We start from the raw sequence: 18,952 nt of genomic DNA, 5'->3' as shown, positions 1-18,952 counted from the left end.
CCCTTATCAGAAGGGAGTACGTTACGCTACTATGCCTTATTGTCTTAATGAAGCTGCCCTACTATGAACGTTCCAGTACGATTGTCTTATTTTGATCCACGCTATTATCAATTAATCGTACAAACTAGCTTATTATCATGGGGTTGGATTAGCTTAGAATTTCCTTTTTACCCGACACAAATTCTAGCCATACTCATAACAACGTTTTTGGTTCAAGCTACTTTTCTAGCCTTTTACCGCCTGCCGCAACAATATTTAAGTACTTTTAATACCAGCCTATCCTTAATCTTATTGTTATATGCCAATCATTGGATTTGGTTAGCGCTTGCTGCTTTTATAGCAATTGCTAGCAAGTTTATTTTACGCTGGAATGAGCGACATATTTTCAATCCTTCTAATATTGGCATCGTTATCGTTTTATTACTTAGTGATTCTGCTTGGGTGGCTGTGGGGAAATGGGGGCAAGGCTTATGGCTTTTTTTATTAGTAGCTGGATTGGGTTTAGTAGTCATTTTAGGCTTCCAGCGTATGGCAAGTAGCTTAGTATTTTTAGCTACCTATAGCACTTTACTCTTATTACGTGCGCTATGGTTAGGTGATCCATGGCAAATACCCTTTCATCAACTACAAAACGGAGCACTGCTAATTTTTACCTTTTTTATGCTCTCTGATCCAATGACTACCCCCAAGCATTTAGCGGGGCGTTGTTTATTTGGCTCTGGCGTTGCCCTGTTAGCTGCTTATTTGCAGTTTGCTTGGTTTATCCCAAACGCATTTTTATACGCCCTAGCCTTCGCTTCACCCTTTGTTCCATTGATTAATTATTATAAATCGGGCGAGCTTTACCACTGGCCCATCAGGAGTTCGCAATGAAAAAAATCTTCATCAAGCTTGCCGCTTTACTATTAATAGGAATGTCCACACAAGCCAGCGCCTTTTGTGGCTTTTATGTGGCAAAAGCCGATACAGGTTTGTTTAATGAATCATCACAAGTGGCTTATGTACGTGATGGAGATACGAATAGTGTTACTATGGCGAGTGATTATAAAGGGGCGGCAAAAGATTTTGCCATGGTTGTGCCGGTTCCTAGTGTTATTCAACGTCAGCAAATTAGCGTAGTGAATAATGCCACTATGCAACAATTAGACGCTTATTCTGCGCCGCGTTTAGTGGAGTATTTTGATTCCGATCCCTGTCAACCACGTGTATTTCCAAGGCCTATGCGCCCGATGGCCTCAGCAGCAGCACCTCGACCAGCGCCCATGAGACAACGAGCAGCCGAATTAGGTGTTAAGATTGAGGCACAATATAAAGTTGCGGAATATGATATTTTATTACTTTCTGCTAAAGAAAGTGGTGGTTTAATTACTTGGTTGACGGAGCAAGGGTATAAACTCCCCAAAGGTGCTGAACCCGTTGTAGGGAGCTATTTGAAGCAAGACATGAAATTTTTTGTCGCAAAGGTCAACCTGAAAGAGTTTGATAAATCTGGCTATACCAAACTTCGCCCCATTCGCATTACTTATAATCACAAAAAGTTTATGCTGCCGATTCGCTTAGGCACTGTCAATGCACAAGGCAAACAAGAGTTATTTGTCTATGCTTTAACACGAAAAGGTCGTGTAGAAACCACTAACTATCGCACGGTTAAACTACCTAGCGATTTTGATATTCCGGCTTATATTAAAAACCCTAAGGAATTTGCCAATTTCTATCGTGATATGTTTCGCCGCTCTGTCGATAATGAGCGTGGCAAAGCCGTATTTTTAGAATATGCGTGGAATATGAATTGGTGTGATCCTTGTGCAGCCGATCCTTTAACTCCCACGCAATTAAAAGAATTAGGGGTTACTTGGGCCAACGCTAATCCTAATACTTCAGGTGGTGCACAAGATGTTTATATTACGCGCTTACATGTACGTTATGATCGTAATAACTTTCCTGAGGATTTAATGTTTCAAGCAACCGGTAATCAAGAAAATTTCCAAGGTCGTTATATCATTCGCCATACCTTTAAAGGCAATGCGACTTGTCCTGCAGCAGAACGTTATTTCAAAACTTTGCTACCCCAACGTCAAGAAAGAGAAGCACGTGTGTTAGCCAATCTCACGGGGCGTGATGTGCAAAGCATTCGGAATCGCATGAAATAAGCAGCGATAGACTGTTCAAGCGTGCTGCATCCAATCAGCGGCACGCTATCCCTTAACATTACCCTGCCCTTACGCTAGGCTTAGCGACTCCCCCATTTAGAATGAGTGCTTAGCATGTCTGAAGATGAGCAGTTTATCAAAAGCAATTATAAACGAGATGCAATTTCGGAAAATAATTCAGTTAACGAGCTATTTAGCTGGGTAAACTTTTATAAAGCTATTGCCAAAGCTCTATTAAATCATTACCACAATCGTGAGTCTTTAATCGCTTTTTTACACTCACTTACTGAACGAACCCCTATAACTAAACTACAGGATCAATTTCTTGATGGCAGTCGTGGTCCGTTACAGGATATTTGCCCTTTTACAGTGATGGGCACATTCAATCGCGGTATTAGCCTAACCAATCGAAAGTTTATTGCGGGTGAATTGGCAAAATTCTTAGGGGTTAGTATAACTGTTCCAGAACATTATGATGGTGTGCCAATTTTGAATAATCAGAAGTCTTGGCTCTTTGGTTACGCCATACACCGTAAAGTGGGCGATATTGATGCACTATGGGATTTATTCGATCAGGCTATTAAGCTTACTGAACAACAAGATTCGATTGAACAACAGCAAGCGTTTATAACTGCTTATAATCAAGCTACACAAATCTACTCAGCAGGCTGGAGTATTACAATTGGCCTATACTGGCTTAACGCTGATTTTTATCCGAGCTTGGATAGTAATTCACGTTCCTATATTCAAGAGCAATTAGGTCTTTCGATTCAATTAGATAATTTGCACAAGCGCATCAGTGGCGAAAATTATTTAAAACTCCAGAAGAAAATTAACTATTACTTCTCCTCAGAAAATGCTGTAGTGCACTCCTTTACTGAGCTATCTTACAGTGCTTGGGAGAGGCAAGATAAAACTTTAGAACAATCTTATTTAGCAAATGAGAATCTCAAAAATATAACAAGTTTAGAAGTAAAAACTGGCTTAGAAGCATCCATTGAGCGTTACACTTTGGATTCAATTATAGCAGATGGCTGCTTTTTGCCAAAAAATCAATTAGAAAAAATTCTCCAGCGTTTACTAGAAAAGAAAAACCTTGTTCTGCAAGGAGCACCAGGTACAGGAAAAACATGGCTTGCTAAACGCTTAGGTTTTGCACTGATTGGATCAAAATCCCAAGCCCACTTAAAAATACTACAATTTCATCCTAATTTATCTTATGAGGATTTTGTGCGTGGCTGGCGCCCTGATAGCGATGGTAAATTAAGCTTAGTGGATGGCCCACTGCTGACTATTACCCATGCTGCACAAGCCGACCCCGAGCATAATTATGTATTAATTATTGAAGAAATCAACCGTGGCAATCCAGCGCATTTATTTGGTGACTTACTCACCTTATTAGAAGCAGATAAGCGTAGTCCTCAAGAAGCCTTAGAGTTAAGTTACCGTAAAACAAATAATGAGAAAATTTATTTACCACCCAATTTGTATATTATTGGAACCATGAATCTGGCAGATCGCTCTTTAGCTTTAATGGATTTGGCCTTACGTCGCCGTTTTGCTTTTATTGATTTACAGCCTCAATTTAATCAAACGTGGCGTAACTACTTAATTAAACTAGATTTTACTGAGACAATGGTTGATTACATTGAGCAAGGTATTGATGCGCTGAATCAAACCCTTGCTCAAGATAAAAGCTTAGGGAGTGCTTTTCAAATTGGGCATAGCTATTTCACGCCGCGCCCTGACTATAAAATCGAGGACGTAAAGTGCTGGTTTAAGGATATTGTGGAAACTGAGATATTACCGCTATTACAGGAATATTGGTTTGATAAACCTGATAAAATCCAACAGGCTCGGAAAAAATTATTGGAAGATTAAATGAATACTATTCCAATAAGAAATTTATGGCTCTTAATGCTCTATGCTGCTGAATTAAGTCCTCTATTGGAACAAGATGACAGCAGTATTGAAAACAACCCAGAAATAATCCCCGATTTAGTCACGGAATTATTCCTACACCTACTGGAACAGCGTTTAAGACGCCCGCTGGGTCTCGCTTATCAAGCCCAGTCTAGGATTGAAACGCGGGTACGTGGGCGCATTGATACGCTAAAAACAGCATCGCAACAATTATTACTGCGTGGGCAAGTCGCCTGTCATTACCAAGAATTAACCGTTGATAACCCGCTTAATGCGTATTGGCTGGCGGCCTTAGAGACCGCCTCTCGCCTAGTCAGTCAAGCTGCGCTGCGTCAACGCTGCCAATATGAGGCTCAGCTATTAAGACGTTTAGGGGTTAGCGCAGAAAAACCAGAGGAAACGACGATTCGTGCCCTACACTTTGCCGTTCACCAAAAGACTGATCAGCAACTGACAGAAATCGCACATCTACTATTTAGTTTCATGATCCCGAACGAAGAAACCGGTAAACAGAGCCTTGTCCGCCCTGAACGTGACTTAAGCAAAATCCGTTATTTATACGAGAAAGCGGTGGCAGGATTTTATCGTACCAAACTGACTCCGCAGGGCTGGAAAGTCAGTACCCAAGCACGTTTAAACTGGCCAATCAGCCAAAAAAGTGCGGGGATTACTGCGATCTTGCCACAGATGCAAAGTGATATAATGTTGGAACACCGTGCCCAACAACAGCGCTGGATTATTGATACCAAATTCACCCAGATTCTGAAAGCTAATCAATGGCGCGAAACTTTGAGCGAGAAGCATATTTACCAAATTTATGCTTATTTAAAATCGCAAACAGGCCAACCAGATCCACTCGCAGACCATGCTAATGCTATGTTGCTTTATCCCTCCTATGGCAAAATACGAGATGAATATATTGAGCTCCAAGGTCATTGGATTCGCTTTGTCACAGTCGATTTAATGGCCTCTGCAAAGGAGATCACCGAACAATTGCTGGCTGTACTTCAAACCCCTGAGCCTCATCCATGACTATTGAAAAAATTGTTTTAATTACCGGTGCGAGCCGTGGTATTGGTGCTGCCACCGCTTTATTAGCGGCTCAACAAGGCTATACGGTTTGTGTGAATTATTTACGCAATCATGCCGCTGCACAAAAGGTGGTCACCACTATTCACGCCAATGGCGGCAAAGCATTCGCTATTGCTGCGGATGTAGCGCAGGAAACTGAAGTAGTGCGCTTATTTGCTGAGCTTGATCACGTGGGCGGGCGCTTAGCGGGTTTAGTAAATAATGCTGGTATTTTGGAAAAACAAATGCGGGTGCTGGATATGGATGCCGCGCGCTTAAACCGTATTTTAAGCACGAATATCACTAGCGCCTTCTTATGCGCACGCGAAGCCATTAAACGCATGTCAACGCAACGCGGTGGACAAGGTGGCGCTATTGTCAATGTCTCTTCAGCCGCAAGCCGCCTAGGTTCAGCTAATGAATATGTGGATTATGCAGCCTCCAAAGGTGCAATCGACACCTTTACACTCGGCTTGGCACGTGAAATAGCACAAGAAGGCATTCGTGTAAACGCGGTACGCCCCGGCTTAATAGCTACTGATATTCACGCCAGCGGCGGCGAAGCCACACGCATTGCGCGTTTGGCACCGCTTGTTCCCATGCAGCGTGGGGGTGAAGCGCAGGAAGTCGCAGAGGCTATTGTTTGGCTACTTTCTGAAAAAGCCTCTTATGTGACCGGCTCCTTACTTGATATCTCCGGCGGACGTTAAGTGCATTAATCAAAATTCAAATCCACCATCAGCTGATCCGATAAATCTTCTAATTGTTTTTTCACCTGATCAGCAGAAACCCCTTTGGGCAAACTTAATACCAGGCTTGCAAAAAATAATAATTCACTCGACATAGGCGCTGTGCGTTGCTCGGTAAATAACTCTTCAATGTTTACCTTTAACGCCGCCAATTGCGCTGTGATATCACGAATAATCCCTGGGCGATCCAATCCCAATACTTCGATATGCAATAAATCCGAGTCTTCATGTACCAAGCTGTTTTTTGACTCAGCAAACAATACTTGTAAGCCATTGGTTTGTAGCTTATCGAGTGCCTGCTGGAGTGCAATTAATTGATCGCTCGGCAAACTCACTTGCAATAAACCCGCAAATTGCCCACCCAAATGCACCATGCGACTTTCTGTCCAATTGCCCTGATGCGCTGTAAAAATGGCAGACAAGTCTTGGACTAAACCCGGACGATCTGGCCCTAAGATGGTCAAAATTATATGGGTTTGCATAAATGCTCCTTCATTGATCACTTCATCCAAGCTTTAATAAACTATAGCACCCAACTACGTTTATAGCAGTCATGTCTCTAAACCCAAAGCTCAGCATAACCGAACAGTACTATAACCAGTCTGGCATTATCATAGTATGATCAAACCCCTGATTTTATGGCTACGAGGAGTTAATAATGAGCGTTTCTTCTTTTTATCCACCACAGCGTACTTTAATGGGTCCAGGCCCCTCTGATGTTAGCCCACGCGTGTTACAAGCAATGGCACGTCCAACCTTAGGGCATCTTGATCCTTTATTCGTCGAGATGATGGATCAAGTCAAAACTATGCTGCAATATGCTTTTCAGACTAATAATGAACTCACCATGCCGATTTCTGCCCCTGGCTCTGCGGGTATGGAAGCTTGTTTCGTCAACCTCGTCGAACCGGGCGATAAGGTGATTGTCTGCCAAAATGGTGTCTTCGGTGGCCGCATGAAAGAAAATGTCGAACGTTGTGGCGCGACCGCGATTATGGTGACGGATGATTGGAGTAAGCCGGTTGATATCAATAAAGTCGCCGAAGCCCTCAAAGCGCATCCCGATACTAAGATCGTGGCTTTTGTGTTTGCCGAGACTTCAACAGGGGTGCGCTCGGATGCTCAAGCCTTAGTAAAATTAGCGCAGGATCATGGCTGTTTAGTGATTGTGGATGCGGTGACAGCACTCGGGGGCATTGAATTAAAAGTAGACGCGTGGAATATTGATGCCATTTATTCAGGCACACAAAAATGCCTATCCTGTGTCCCCGGTTTATCGCCCGTAAGCTTTAGCCCGCGCGCGGTAGACGTGATCCGCAATCGAAAAACCAAAGTCCAAAGCTGGTTTTTAGATATGAATCTGATTATGGGTTATTGGGGTGGTGGTACTAAACGCGCTTATCACCATACGGCACCAGTCAATACCCTATATGCACTGCACGAATCGTTAGTCATGCTTCAAGACGAAGGTCTGGAGCAGGCATGGGCACGCCACTTTTATCACCATAGCGCCCTCAAAGCTGGCTTAGAGGCTATGGGGATTCAATTAGTGGTTGAGGAACAATACCGTTTACCCCAGTTAAATCTCATTAGCATACCCGAAGGTGTCGATGAAGCTGCGGTACGAGCACGTTTGTTGTCCGACTACAATTTGGAAATCGGTTCAGGTTTAGGCGCATTAGCTGGCAAAGTGTGGCGTATTGGTTTAATGGGCTATGCCGCTAATCAGACCAATGTTCTGCATTGTTTAGGCGCACTGGATGCAGTATTAAGTGATATGAAAGCACCGATTGAGCGTGGTGTCGCTGTGAGTGCTGCTCAAGCTATATACAGCAAAGCCATTTAGCCAGAAGCCTCTTGTATCGAATACGTGAATGGAATTTCAGTCTGTTCACGTAATAATTGCAATTGATCAAACGTCGGGTAACCATCCGAAGGTAGCCCGACATCCGCCTGCCAACGTCGCAAGGCTGCACGTGTATTGACGCCAATTTTTCCATCAATGCCGTCGGTGCTATAACCGACCGCACTCAATAATTCCTGCAACTCCGCTTTTTCATAACGACTTAAATCCCGCTCAAAACGCGGCCATTCCGCTACTACCGGCCGATCACCACGCAACTGATCCCCTAACGTCCCCACAGCTAAGGCATAATTGACCGAATTGTTATATTCTAATAACGCTCTGAAATTTTGATAAGCCAAAAAAGCAGGCCCACGATAACCAGCGGGTAATAAAATAAAGGCTAGCTCATCGCGCCAATCCGCCAAGCTATTACCATTCACCAATTGCACGCCTTGCCCTGACCAATAAGCCAAAGGTTGCCAATTGACTGGATCCGCTTGTGCCCAATCAAAATCAGTAGGTAATGTCACCTCTTCTCCCCAAACCTGGCCTTTCTTCCAGCCCGATTGCGCTAAATAATTGGCCGTCGAAGCTAAGGCATCGGCGAGACTATTGACTAAATCGCGCTGACCATCCCCATCAAAATCGACCGCATAACGCTCAAAGGTTAAGGGCATGAATTGGGTATGCCCAATCGCACCTGCCCACGATCCTCTTAAACTGGACAGTGTTACATCTTTCTTTTGTAAAATACGTAAGGCTGCTAATAATTGATCTTGCCAAAAGCCTCGCCTTTCGTAACGCCCGGCATAAGCCAAAGTTGCCATAGAACGCATGATGGAATAATTGCCCATGCGCTGTCCAAAGCCACTTTCCATCCCCCAAATAGCCAACAAATATTCTTGCTGCACTCCATAGCGACTCGAAATTTTTTTTAATAATGCACTATGTTCTTGCCATTTTTGCTGGCCTATACGCAGACGATCCGCCGACACACTTTTATCAAGATATTCCCAAGTAGTACGGCTAAATTCGGGCTGATACGCGTCTAAACGCAATACCTTGCTGTCAGGCGTTAGACCGCGAAACGCCAAATCAAAAGTTTCTGCTTGAATACCATTATTCAGGGCTAATTGACGAAACTGTAGCTGCCACTGCGCAAAATCACGATCAGTAAAAAAGGTGTAGCCAAAAAGAGGAATGACTAATACAAGTACCTGTTGTAACAAACGCCGAAGTTTATGACCCATCCATACAACCGAAAGGAAAGAGGAGTGGTTATAATAAACAAAGTTTCGCTCAAGCTACACCCCCAGCTTGGTAACAGGCAAAGCATTTAGGAGCAATTAATGATGCCGCAAGCCGTTTTTCTTGATTTTGCTAGCACCAGTCGTGATGATCTTGATTTATCTAAATTGAAAGCAGCTTGCCCTAGCTTAATGCTTCACGCACACACCACCTTGGAGCAACGTATCGAGCATGTGGGGAAAGCCAATATCCTCATCAGCAATAAAGTGGTACTCGACAAGCCCCTATTCGATGCTTTGCACCCGCAAATTAAGTTGATTTGTGTCGCAGCAACGGGCACTAATAATATTGATGTGGCAGCCGCACAAGCCTACGGCATTCCAGTCACTAATATCCGTAATTACGCTTCACGCTCCGTCGCGGAACATACGGTGGGGTTAATGTTTGCTTTAGCCCGACAAATTCCAGCGTATCAGCAAGCGGTAACACAGGGCGATTGGGCCAGAAGCCAGCAATTCTGCTTACTTGATTATTCGATTACTGAATTAGCGGGAAAAACCTTAGGGCTTATTGGATACGGCGCGTTAGGAAAAGCGACGGCACAACTCGCTGAAGCAGTAGGCTTGAAGGTCTTGGTGGCCGAACGCCCTGATATAAGCCTAGTACGTTCAGGTCGTGTAAAATTTGATGAGCTATTGGCTCAGGCCGATATTGTAAGTTTGCATTGTCCACTGACACCGGAAACACATCACTTCATTAATGCAAAACGTTTAAAACAAATGAAACCTAGTGCGTGGCTCATTAATACCGCACGTGGCGCGTTAGTGGAGCCGCACGATTTGATTCAAGCCTTGCGCGAACAGTGGATCGCAGGAGCAGCTTTGGATGTCTTAAGCACTGAACCACCCGCTCTCCATGAGCCATTGATTCAAGCGCAGTTAGCCAATCTGATTATTACGCCCCATATTGCTTGGGCAAGTCAGGCAGCACGGCAAACCTTAATTGATCAGCTCGCTACTATTATTGCGGCATGGCAACAAGGCGAGCTGATTAATCAAGTGCATTAGTAGGGTTTTACCCCCCCGCCACAGGTCACGAAGCATTGACGAAATTGCGCAGCGCAAGCACAGTCACTCGGACAGGTTAAGGCTTGAATACGATTGGTCTCACTTTCTAAGCTTGGACGTTTGGGGGCAGGACCAGGAGACAAAGGACGATCTAGCCAATCATCCCGAAATCGAGGGCGCACGGAATGACAATCTCTATCACCACGACGGCAATCCGGGCGCGCTAAATCTCGCATCATCTGCCAATGCCGACGACGCATTTCATAAAAACTGAGTTCTATTTCATAGCGCTGTACGCGTCGCTCCCAAGCAGCTATTTCCCTATCCCAAAGCTCTAAACGCGCTGGTAACTCCAATTTAGCTTGCCGCTCCGCTTTAAGACGACAGGCCGCTTGTGTGGCATTGCATTGTTGCGTACACAGATTCGAAGCAGCATCACAGCGCTGAGCGCATTGCTGCCCCTCTAAAGTCGTGGGAGCGGTTAATTGATAGCGTGGTGGCTGCGGCGTGCAAGCAGCCACGCCGAATAAAATTATTATAAGAGCTAAATACTTAGACATCATTCTCTCCCAATTGATGAAGTTGTTGAGAGAGAGGATAACGAGAAACCGCAGCGCTTCAATCTTTTTTCTTATCACCAGAACTTAAGGGACGCGCAAATGGGCTAACATTGCCCACTCGCGAACCATCGAGGGAATGAACTTTACTAATCCCGGGCTTTTCCACTTCATCAATTCGAATAATGGAGTGCATAGGGATAAAAGTGCGATTGACTGAAGCGAATTCGGTTTTTAAACGTTCTTCCGCTGGGTCAATCACCAATTCACTTTGTGTTCCAAAGACTAACTCTTCAACAGTAATAAACCCATACAAATCTGACTCATAGACCTGCTTGGCAAATACCTCAAAAATTTTATCTTGATTGACAAAGGAAATACGATAAATACGTGAACTGCTCAAAATCTTCCCCAAAAAAACCCCTTACTGCTTTCAAGTAAGGGAAACTAGCTATCAAACCATTTATGCACATTGTAGGGCGCATCTGGTTTTTTTAAAGGCTTTTTAATCCTTCGGTTGAAATTTTTTGCTCAATAATGCCTTTCCACTTAGCAGGCCCTGTATTGTGCACCGAAATACCTTGGCTATCGACCGCAACCGTCACTGGCATATCCTTGACTTCAAACTCATAAATTGCTTCCATGCCAAGCTCTGGGAAGGCCAATACCTTTGCACCAGTGATCGCTTTAGATACTAAGTAAGCAGCACCACCCACCGCCATCAGATACACCGCACCAAAGTCACGAATAGCATCAATCGCTATTGGGCCACGCTCCGATTTACCAATCATGCCTAATAGACCAGTCTGTTCCAAAATCTGGCGCGTGAATTTATCCATACGGGTTGCGGTGGTAGGGCCTGCAGGACCAACTACTTCATCGCGCACCGGATCCACGGGGCCTACGTAATAAATGAAGCGACCTTTTAAATCCACAGGCAAAGCTTCGCCTTTGTTGAGCATATCGACCATGCGTTTATGAGCAGCATCACGACCTGTCAGCATTTTACCAGATAATAAAATCGTTTCACCGGGCTGCCAGCTTTTCACTTCTTCGGGTGTTACCGTATCTAAATTGACGCGACGTGCACTCGGGCCGGGCTGATACGTCAATTCAGGCCAACTCGCTAAATCCGGTGCAGTTTGGAATGCTGGACCAGAGCCATCTAATACAAAATGAGCATGACGTGTTGCTGCACAGTTGGGAATCATACATACCGGCAAGGAAGCTGCATGGGTTGGATAATCCATAATTTTCACATCCAACACGGTCGTTAAACCGCCTAAACCTTGCGCGCCAATGCCTAGCTCATTTACTTTGTGATATAGCTCAATGCGCAATTCTTCAATACGATTTTGCGGGCCACGCGCGATGAGCTCTTGAATATCAATAGGCTCCATCAAGACCTCTTTCGCCATTACCGCAGCCTTTTCCGCTGTCCCGCCAATACCAATGCCCAACATTCCCGGCGGACACCAGCCAGCCCCCATGGTAGGAACAGTTTTCAGCACCCAATCAACAATACTATCCGATGGATTGAGCATCACCATTTTTGATTTATTTTCTGAGCCACCACCCTTAGCGGCGACATCCACGGACACCGTATTGCCTGCTACGATTTCATAATGAATAACTGCTGGGGTATTATCCTTGGTATTTTTACGCGCACCCGCAGGATCAGCGAGAATGGATGCACGTAACACATTGTCTGGCAAGAGATAAGCACGGCGCACGCCTTCGTTAATCATATCGGTCACGCTCATCGTAGCATCCCACTGCACATCCATACCGACTTTAACGAAAACCGTCACAATGCCAGTATCTTGGCAAATCGGGCGTTTACCTTCAGCACATAAGCGTGAGTTCACTAAGATTTGTGCAATGGCATCTTTAGCGGCTGGCGACTCTTCACGCTGCCATGCAGCATACATAGCATCCACGAAATCTTGTGGGTGGTAATAAGAAATAAACTGTAACGCATCGGCGACACTGGCAATTAAATCTTCTTGCCGAATGAGGGTTGCGGTCATGGGGAGTCCTCCGTTGGTGGTCGAATGGCATTACTGTGATGCTAAGCACTCTTCATTTGGGGCGCAAGCGTATGCTATTTGGCGTTATGAATCCAGCCTCACACCACTTTCTTGCGCAATTTTTGCTTTGCGCACAAGCTCGGCAACACGATCTAAAAACGCTTCCTCAAACTCAAGATCAAGCTGTGCTTCTACTGACAAATACCATAGATTTTTAGCAGCAAAATCACGACATTTCACAAAATCTTTTTCAGTCATTAAAACGGGCAAAGCATCATCAAACTGCACATCGGCGCTTTGAAAGAGATAATGGTCGGGATAAAGCTGCAAATGGGTTTGGTAATAAATCTGCGCGGCATCCAATAAAGCCAGAAAACGCTGCGGATTGCCAATAGCACTCACGACATGCACGCTTTGCCCCGCTAAGGCTGTTAAAGCCTGCTGTGCGCCATCCTTATTATGCAAGCACTGCCCTTGCACTTGCATCGCATATTCCTGCGGACGCGCTTCACCATTCGTAATAATAAAATCGCAGTCTTGTAAACGCTCAGGCGGCTCACGTAAAGGTCCTGCTGGCAAACACGCTCCATTTCCCAAGCGGCGCAAACCGTCCAACACAATAATCTCTAAATCGCGTGCCATGCGGTAATGCTGTAAACCGTCATCCGATAACACCACATCACACGGACAATGCGCTAATAAACCCTCAATGGCTTTAGTACGTTGTCGCGCAATAACAAGCGGCAACTGGGTGCGCAACACTAGCAGGATTGCTTCGTCACCTACTTGATGGGGATCGCTATCGGGCTGCACAAACTGCAAGGCTTTTGCAGGTAAATGACCGCCATAACCACGACTAACCAAGCCCACTTGATAACCTGCCTGAGTCAAGAGTTGTGCCAATTTAATGGTCAGGGGTGTTTTACCCGTCCCCCCTAGTGCCAGATTGCCAATGACTACCACAGGCACACGCAAATGGTGTTGTTGCCTTTGTAGTAACTCACGCCGCCATTGGCTCACAGCACAGAATAAGTAACTGAGTGGCATTAAACAGAGCTTAGCGAGCGGTTTCTCGCCATACCACACAGACTCTAACCATTGGATAAGACGCATTTTTAAATGCGAAGACTGGCTCATGCAGCTAATGGCTCGTTAAATTGAGCAGCATATAATTTAGCATAGTGGCCATTTAGCCTAATTAACTCAGTATGTGTACCCGACTCCACCATTTCACCAGCATCCAGTACTACAATACGATCCGCATTTTCAATGGTCGACAAACGGTGCGCAATCATAAACGTGGTACGGCCTCGCAATAAATGATCCAAACCCGCCTTAATCTGACGCTCAGACTCGGTATCTAGGGCTGAGGTGGCTTCATCTAAAATCAAAATAGGTGCATCCGCCAAAATCGCGCGCGCAATCGCTAAACGTTGACGTTGTCCACCCGATAGCATGACGCCATTATCACCAATGACGGTGTTCAAACCTTGGGGTAATTGTTCAATAAACTCTAGTGCGTGAGCCGCTTTAGCTGCCGCCAGAATGCGCTCTTCAGAAGCTGACTGCATAACACCATAAGCGATATTATTCCGCACGGTATCATTAAACAGCACAATGTCTTGCCCCACATAAGCCATCTGTTGGCGTAGTGCTTTGAGTTTAATATCGGGCAATTTCATTCCATCTAGATAGATATTTCCCTGCTGATAATCATAAAAACGCACTAACAAATTAGCTAAAGTCGTTTTACCGCTCCCCGAACGTCCTACTAAAGCAATTTTTTGCCCCGCCTCTACGCTGAAACTAATATTTTTTAAGGCGGGCTTGTCCGTTTGTTCATAACTAAAACCCACTTGATCAAATACTACACGCCCACTGACACGTTCCGGTAGCAGCTGACCTTGATCTGGCTCGCTAGGTTCATCTAATAGTTTGAAGACACTTTCGCCAGCGGCTATCGCCGTTTGGAGTTGCGCATTAAGTTGGGTAAGATTGCGTAGCGGTGTTAAGAGAAAAATCATCGCAGAGATAAAAGACATAAAAATCCCTGGTGAAAGTGTATCCAGCGTGCTAGGACGTGTGGCGATATACACCATTGCCGCTAGAGCGACTGCCACTAAAAACTGCACCAAGGGCGTACTTAATAATTCGGTCATTAGGCGCTTCATCTCAAGCTGCATATTCTGACGGCTCACCGCCTCAAAACGCTGCGCTTCATACGCCTCACCACCAAAAATCCGCGCTACACGATAACCGCGAATTACTTCATTGCCGATTTGCGTGACATCACTCATCGAGTTTTGCGCCCGTTTGCTTAAACGCCGCAAACGCTTGGTGGCATACAAAATCACCAAGACAATTAAAGGAATAATGAGTAGAAAGCCAAGCGACAATTGCCAGCTTCGATAAAACATTAAGCCTAACAGACCAATCACGGTCGCGGTTTCTTGAATCAGAACCGTTACGCCGCGTGTCGACGCATTAGCTAACTGGTCAGTATAATGGGTAAGTTGCGAGAGCAATTTTCCAGGAGGATGTTGCTGAAAATATGCCACCGGTAAATGTAATAAATGGCGGAATACATCACCACGTATCGTTTGCACGACGCTACGTCCCACCAAGGCCATGCAATAACTGGAAACAAACATGGCAATGCCACGGATGAAAAAAATACCCAAAATACCTAAGGGCAACCACTGAATGACGACTGGATCACGCTGTAAGATGGCTTTATCGAGTAGTGGGCCAATCACCCAAGCAAACAGCGGTTGCATTAACGCACCCGCTATCAAACCCACTACTGCTATGACGAGATAAGGCCAATAAACGATCGAATATCTGATGAGCCTACGATAAACCTGCCAGCCTGCTACGCGCTCTTGCGCCATGCTACTCCTGCTTTTTTCGTTCCGTCTGCGTTGTCGCTAACGATACCTGAGTTAGGCCTAAACGCCCAGCAATATCCATCGCGGTCACAACAGACTGATAATTAACACCTGCATCCGCTGAAATCACTAAGGGTGGCGTTTTATCCATTTCATTCAGCAATTGCGTCATGGCTTGAAATAAAGTTTCAGGCTTATTATTCAGTACTTCACGCCCATTCACATAGTAGCGCCCTTGCCCATCAATTAGGAGCTCTAACTTTTGCTCTTCAGCGGTGGTCACTGAATTCGTTGCTGTTGGCAAAGCGACTTTAAGGGCAGTGTTGTGACTAAATGTAGTGGTAAGCATAAAGAAAATCAAAATCACAAATACCACGTCAATCATCGAAGTCACATCAATAACTTCCATATAAGAACTGGATTTACCAGTAGGGCGAAAGTTCATAATTTAGCCACTCTTCATACGCTGACGTGCAGCAGCAATAGCCGCAGCGGCGCGTTCATTCGCTGAGGATTGCGCAGCAGTCGCACTGGGTACATGTGCTTGCGCAGCAGCACTAGGCATAGCCGTGGGTGGCGTTGGAGCGCTACGGCGCGTATTAACTTGATTCACTAACTCAATAAGCTTTACGGCTTCCTCTTCCATACGCACAACATAATTATCCACACGCGCTTTGAAATAGCGGTGAAAAATGACTGCTAACAAAGCGACCGTAATACCCGCTGCTGTCGTAATTAAAGCTTCGGCAATACCGCCTGATACCACTGAGGGGTCATTCACACCCGCTTTGGAGATCTGTTGAAACGAGCCAATCATCCCAAACACGGTCCCTTGTAAACCCATGAGAGGGGAAATTGCCCCAATTGTCGCCAACGCAGGCAGATAACGTTCTAAATAATGCGCAATGTGGCGCCCTGCTTCCTCCACATTTTCTTTCATGATATGACGCGGCAAACTACTACTCGCCAAACCGGCGGCTAATACCTTACCAATCATGGAGCCATCACGTAATTGCTCAAGTGCTTGGGGATCGGCATGACCGGAAGCAGCTAATTGCTTGGCTTGATCGATAGCAGTTTGGGGAATAACTTTGCTACGCCTTAAGGCGAGAAACCGTTCAATAATAATCGCCACAGCAATAACAGAGGCCAAGATGATGGGATACATCATCCAGCCACCTGCCTTAATAAGTTCGATCATGGGTTACGCCTCATACTTTTTATCAATTAGCCCAAAAATCATGCAGTGTGTCATTGTTGCAGCCACGAACAAACCGTAGCTGAATGCTGGCCGCCATGGAGCATAGTGTAATGAGTTTTTTGCGCTTATGAAGCCTGTTTAAGCCAATGCGCCACGTCTTTGGCAAAATAGGTTAAAACTCCATCAGCACCTGCACGTTTCATGCCCAACAAAGCCTCCATGACGCAAGCCTGTTCATTGATCCAGCCGTTCTGGCCAGCTGCTTTGAGCATAGCGTATTCACCGCTAACTTGATAAACATAGGTTGGAGCTTTGAAGGTATCTTTTACACGACGCACGACATCTAAATATGGCATACCCGGCTTAACCATGACCATATCCGCGCCTTCTTGTAGGTCTAAGGAGACTTCCCACAAGGCCTCATCCGAGTTGGCTGGATCCATTTGGTAACTATATTTATTCCCCGATCCCAAATTTCCTGCTGAACCCACTGCATCACGGAACGGCCCATAAAAACTAGAAGCATATTTAGCGGCATAAGCCATAATGCGGGTATTTAGGTGACCACTTTGCTCCAAAGCCGCTCGGATCGCCCCAATACGACCATCCATCATATCCGAAGGTGCTACCACATCAGCACCAGCTTCCGCATGGGATACAGCTTGCTTCACTAATACATCCACGGTTTCATCGTTGACAATATAGCCTTGCGCATTCATCAAGCCATCTTGACCATGGGAAGTGAAAGGATCTAAGGCCACATCAGTCATGATGCCCAAATCGGGGACGGCCGCCTTCAAGGCACGTACAGCGCGTTGCGCCAAGCCATTCGAATCCCATGCCGCTTCCGCTTTTTCTGATTTCACATCCAAAGGCGTTACAGGAAATATGGCCATCATGGGCACCCCTAGGCTTGCCACCTCTTCTGCCTCACGCACCAAAAGATCAATGGTCTTACGCTCCACCCCTGGCATAGAAGCGACCGTCTCACGGCGATTTTGCCCTTCAATCACAAATACCGGATAAATCAAATCTTCAGTACTCAGACGATTTTCACGCATAAGACGACGTGAAAATTCATCGCGCCGCATCCGGCGCATACGGGTAAAAGGATAACTAGCTGGAAAATCGTTCATGAATCAACCTTTACAGGAGAGTGAGAAGGTCAATATTGTGCCTTATTTCAGCGCTGAGCTGCTAGCTCGATGGGTGGATAAGCCAGTTGCTCATTGAGTTTTATCATCATCAATAACAGTATTGCCGCCCCTGCGGTATGCGCTACCGCCACCCCTAAAGGCAAAGCCAATACGACATTCATAATCCCCAAACTCAGTTGTAGCAACAACATCGCTATCATCCAAATGGGTAAAAAACCCACTAACACCCGTCGTTTAAGCCAAAGCCACAAGGAAAAACCACCCACTACTAGAAAAACCACTAAGGCGCCAGCACGGTGCGAAAGGTGAATAGCGGTGCGCGCAGGGTTGCCAAGAATCCCATATTGATAGTCGACATTATCTTGCATATGAATTGAGAAGCCTTCAGCAAAATCGGCAGGTGGCCAAAGCTCACCATGACATTCGGGGAAACTGACACCGCAAGCGACAGCGGCATAATGGGTGCTAGTCCAACCGCCTAAAAAAATCTGCCCAATCACCAATAATAATACGACTAAGGCCATGGCACGTAAGCCAGAAAAAGCTTGGGTCTGTAACGGCTGATAATTCGCTTTAGCCTTGCGTTCTTGGCTTAACCATAACAGCCAAAGCAAGGATAAGGTTGTCAACCCACCCAATAAATGCGCGGTTACGACTACCGGACTGAGTAATTTAGTCACCGTCCACATGCCCAACAAACCTTGAAAAATAACCACTACCACTAACAAACTAGGCAGAACAAGGCTTTGATGAAGTTGTTGTTTATGACGTAGTGTTAAAAAGAAAATCGCTAAGATTAATAGCCCTAAGCTGCTAGCGACATAGCGATGAATCATTTCAATCCATGCCTTACGAGCTTCTAAAGGCCGATCATATTGCGGATCAGTCACCTGCTCCGGCACGGTTAAATGCCCATAACAGCCCGGCCAATCTGGGCAACCCAAACCTGCATCTGAAAGACGCGTATAAGCACCTAGGACAATCACCACGACCGTCAGTAATAAGGTAATAAAAATTAAACGACGATACAGTATGGGCATCTTACTTTAGCCTTCCGGTTGGAAA

Annotated in this window: 18 protein-coding genes; 7 read left to right on the top strand and 11 right to left on the bottom strand. The window is 45.4% G+C overall.

Annotated features, from left to right (window positions below; genetic code table 11):
• Positions 1-63 precede the first annotated feature (63 nt).
• The 5 genes from A3IE_RS0104225 (at position 64) to A3IE_RS0104205 (ending at position 5,854) form a co-directional block, all read left to right on the top strand.
• Positions 64-873 (top strand): RnfABCDGE type electron transport complex subunit D, encoded by an 810-nt coding sequence (locus tag A3IE_RS0104225; protein ID WP_020394345.1) that lies wholly within the window; start codon positions 64-66, stop codon positions 871-873.
• A complete protein-coding gene (locus A3IE_RS0104220; RefSeq protein ID WP_020394344.1) occupies positions 870-2,150 on the top strand; it encodes a DUF2330 domain-containing protein in 1,281 nt (426 codons plus the stop codon). The genes A3IE_RS0104225 and A3IE_RS0104220 overlap by 4 nt, the downstream gene beginning before the upstream one ends.
• A gap of 114 nt (positions 2,151-2,264) precedes the next feature.
• The gene (locus A3IE_RS0104215) at positions 2,265-4,031 is read left to right on the top strand and encodes an AAA family ATPase (RefSeq protein ID WP_020394343.1); all 1,767 of its coding nucleotides are present in this window, start codon (positions 2,265-2,267) and stop codon (positions 4,029-4,031) included.
• Positions 4,032-5,105 (top strand): 5-methylcytosine restriction system specificity protein McrC, encoded by a 1,074-nt coding sequence (locus A3IE_RS0104210; protein ID WP_020394342.1) that lies wholly within the window; start codon positions 4,032-4,034, stop codon positions 5,103-5,105.
• The gene (locus A3IE_RS0104205) at positions 5,102-5,854 is read left to right on the top strand and encodes an SDR family oxidoreductase (RefSeq protein WP_020394341.1); all 753 of its coding nucleotides are present in this window, start codon (positions 5,102-5,104) and stop codon (positions 5,852-5,854) included. The genes A3IE_RS0104210 and A3IE_RS0104205 overlap by 4 nt, the downstream gene beginning before the upstream one ends.
• Before the next feature lie 5 nt (positions 5,855-5,859).
• Here A3IE_RS0104205 and A3IE_RS0104200 read toward each other — a convergent pair whose 3' ends face one another.
• Positions 5,860-6,375, bottom strand: coding sequence for a glycine cleavage system transcriptional repressor (locus A3IE_RS0104200; protein WP_020394340.1), 516 nt, complete (start codon positions 6,373-6,375; stop codon positions 5,860-5,862).
• A 176-nt stretch (positions 6,376-6,551) separates the two neighbouring features.
• On the opposite strand from A3IE_RS0104200, the gene A3IE_RS0104195 reads away from it, so the two are divergent.
• On the top strand, positions 6,552-7,739 hold the full coding sequence (locus A3IE_RS0104195; RefSeq protein WP_020394339.1) for a pyridoxal-phosphate-dependent aminotransferase family protein: 1,188 nt from the start codon (positions 6,552-6,554) through the stop codon (positions 7,737-7,739).
• Here the strand turns inward: A3IE_RS0104195 and A3IE_RS0104190 are convergent.
• Positions 7,736-8,989: a lytic murein transglycosylase gene (locus A3IE_RS0104190; protein WP_020394338.1), complete on the bottom strand. Its 1,254-nt coding sequence runs from the start codon at positions 8,987-8,989 to the stop codon at positions 7,736-7,738. The two genes, A3IE_RS0104195 and A3IE_RS0104190, sit on opposite strands and share 4 nt — an antisense overlap.
• 99 nt (positions 8,990-9,088) lie before the next feature.
• Here A3IE_RS0104190 and A3IE_RS0104185 point away from each other — a divergent pair, with 99 nt between their 5' ends.
• Positions 9,089-10,054: a D-2-hydroxyacid dehydrogenase gene (locus A3IE_RS0104185; protein ID WP_020394337.1), complete on the top strand. Its 966-nt coding sequence runs from the start codon at positions 9,089-9,091 to the stop codon at positions 10,052-10,054.
• Here A3IE_RS0104185 and A3IE_RS0104180 read toward each other — a convergent pair.
• The 9 genes from A3IE_RS0104180 to A3IE_RS0104140 form a co-directional block, all read right to left on the bottom strand.
• Positions 10,051-10,614 carry a hypothetical protein gene (locus A3IE_RS0104180; RefSeq protein WP_020394336.1) on the bottom strand — a complete coding sequence of 188 codons (564 nt, stop codon included), beginning with the start codon at positions 10,612-10,614 and terminating at the stop codon, positions 10,051-10,053. The two genes, A3IE_RS0104185 and A3IE_RS0104180, sit on opposite strands and share 4 nt — an antisense overlap.
• 58 nt (positions 10,615-10,672) lie before the next feature.
• Positions 10,673-11,014, bottom strand: coding sequence for a DUF1820 family protein (locus A3IE_RS0104175; RefSeq protein WP_026154771.1), 342 nt, complete (start codon positions 11,012-11,014; stop codon positions 10,673-10,675).
• A gap of 91 nt (positions 11,015-11,105) precedes the next feature.
• Positions 11,106-12,641 (bottom strand): fumarate hydratase, encoded by a 1,536-nt coding sequence (locus A3IE_RS0104170; RefSeq protein ID WP_020394334.1) that lies wholly within the window; start codon positions 12,639-12,641, stop codon positions 11,106-11,108.
• Between the two features lie 84 nt (positions 12,642-12,725).
• Positions 12,726-13,778 carry a tetraacyldisaccharide 4'-kinase gene (lpxK, locus tag A3IE_RS19860; protein ID WP_020394333.1) on the bottom strand — a complete coding sequence of 351 codons (1,053 nt, stop codon included), beginning with the start codon at positions 13,776-13,778 and terminating at the stop codon, positions 12,726-12,728.
• Positions 13,775-15,532 (bottom strand): lipid A export permease/ATP-binding protein MsbA, encoded by a 1,758-nt coding sequence (gene msbA, locus A3IE_RS0104160; RefSeq protein WP_020394332.1) that lies wholly within the window; start codon positions 15,530-15,532, stop codon positions 13,775-13,777. Before msbA ends, lpxK begins: the two co-directional genes overlap by 4 nt.
• Before the next feature lies 1 nt (position 15,533).
• On the bottom strand, positions 15,534-15,974 hold the full coding sequence (locus A3IE_RS0104155; RefSeq protein ID WP_020394331.1) for an ExbD/TolR family protein: 441 nt from the start codon (positions 15,972-15,974) through the stop codon (positions 15,534-15,536).
• Between the two features lie 3 nt (positions 15,975-15,977).
• Positions 15,978-16,730, bottom strand: a complete 753-nt coding sequence (locus A3IE_RS19855) for a MotA/TolQ/ExbB proton channel family protein (protein ID WP_020394330.1) — start codon at positions 16,728-16,730, stop codon at positions 15,978-15,980.
• Between the two features lie 125 nt (positions 16,731-16,855).
• On the bottom strand, positions 16,856-17,866 hold the full coding sequence (gene hemB / locus A3IE_RS0104145; RefSeq protein WP_020394329.1) for a porphobilinogen synthase: 1,011 nt from the start codon (positions 17,864-17,866) through the stop codon (positions 16,856-16,858).
• A gap of 47 nt (positions 17,867-17,913) precedes the next feature.
• Entirely contained in the window at positions 17,914-18,927 is a 1,014-nt protein-coding gene (locus A3IE_RS0104140) for a COX15/CtaA family protein (RefSeq protein ID WP_020394328.1), read from the bottom strand.
• Between the last annotated feature and the right edge of the window lie 25 nt (positions 18,928-18,952).

It is taken from the genome of Thiolinea disciformis DSM 14473, from assembly GCF_000371925.1.
Lineage (GTDB): Bacteria > Pseudomonadota > Gammaproteobacteria > Thiotrichales > Thiotrichaceae > Thiolinea > Thiolinea disciformis.
This window is presented reverse-complemented; position numbering and strand designations above follow the sequence as displayed.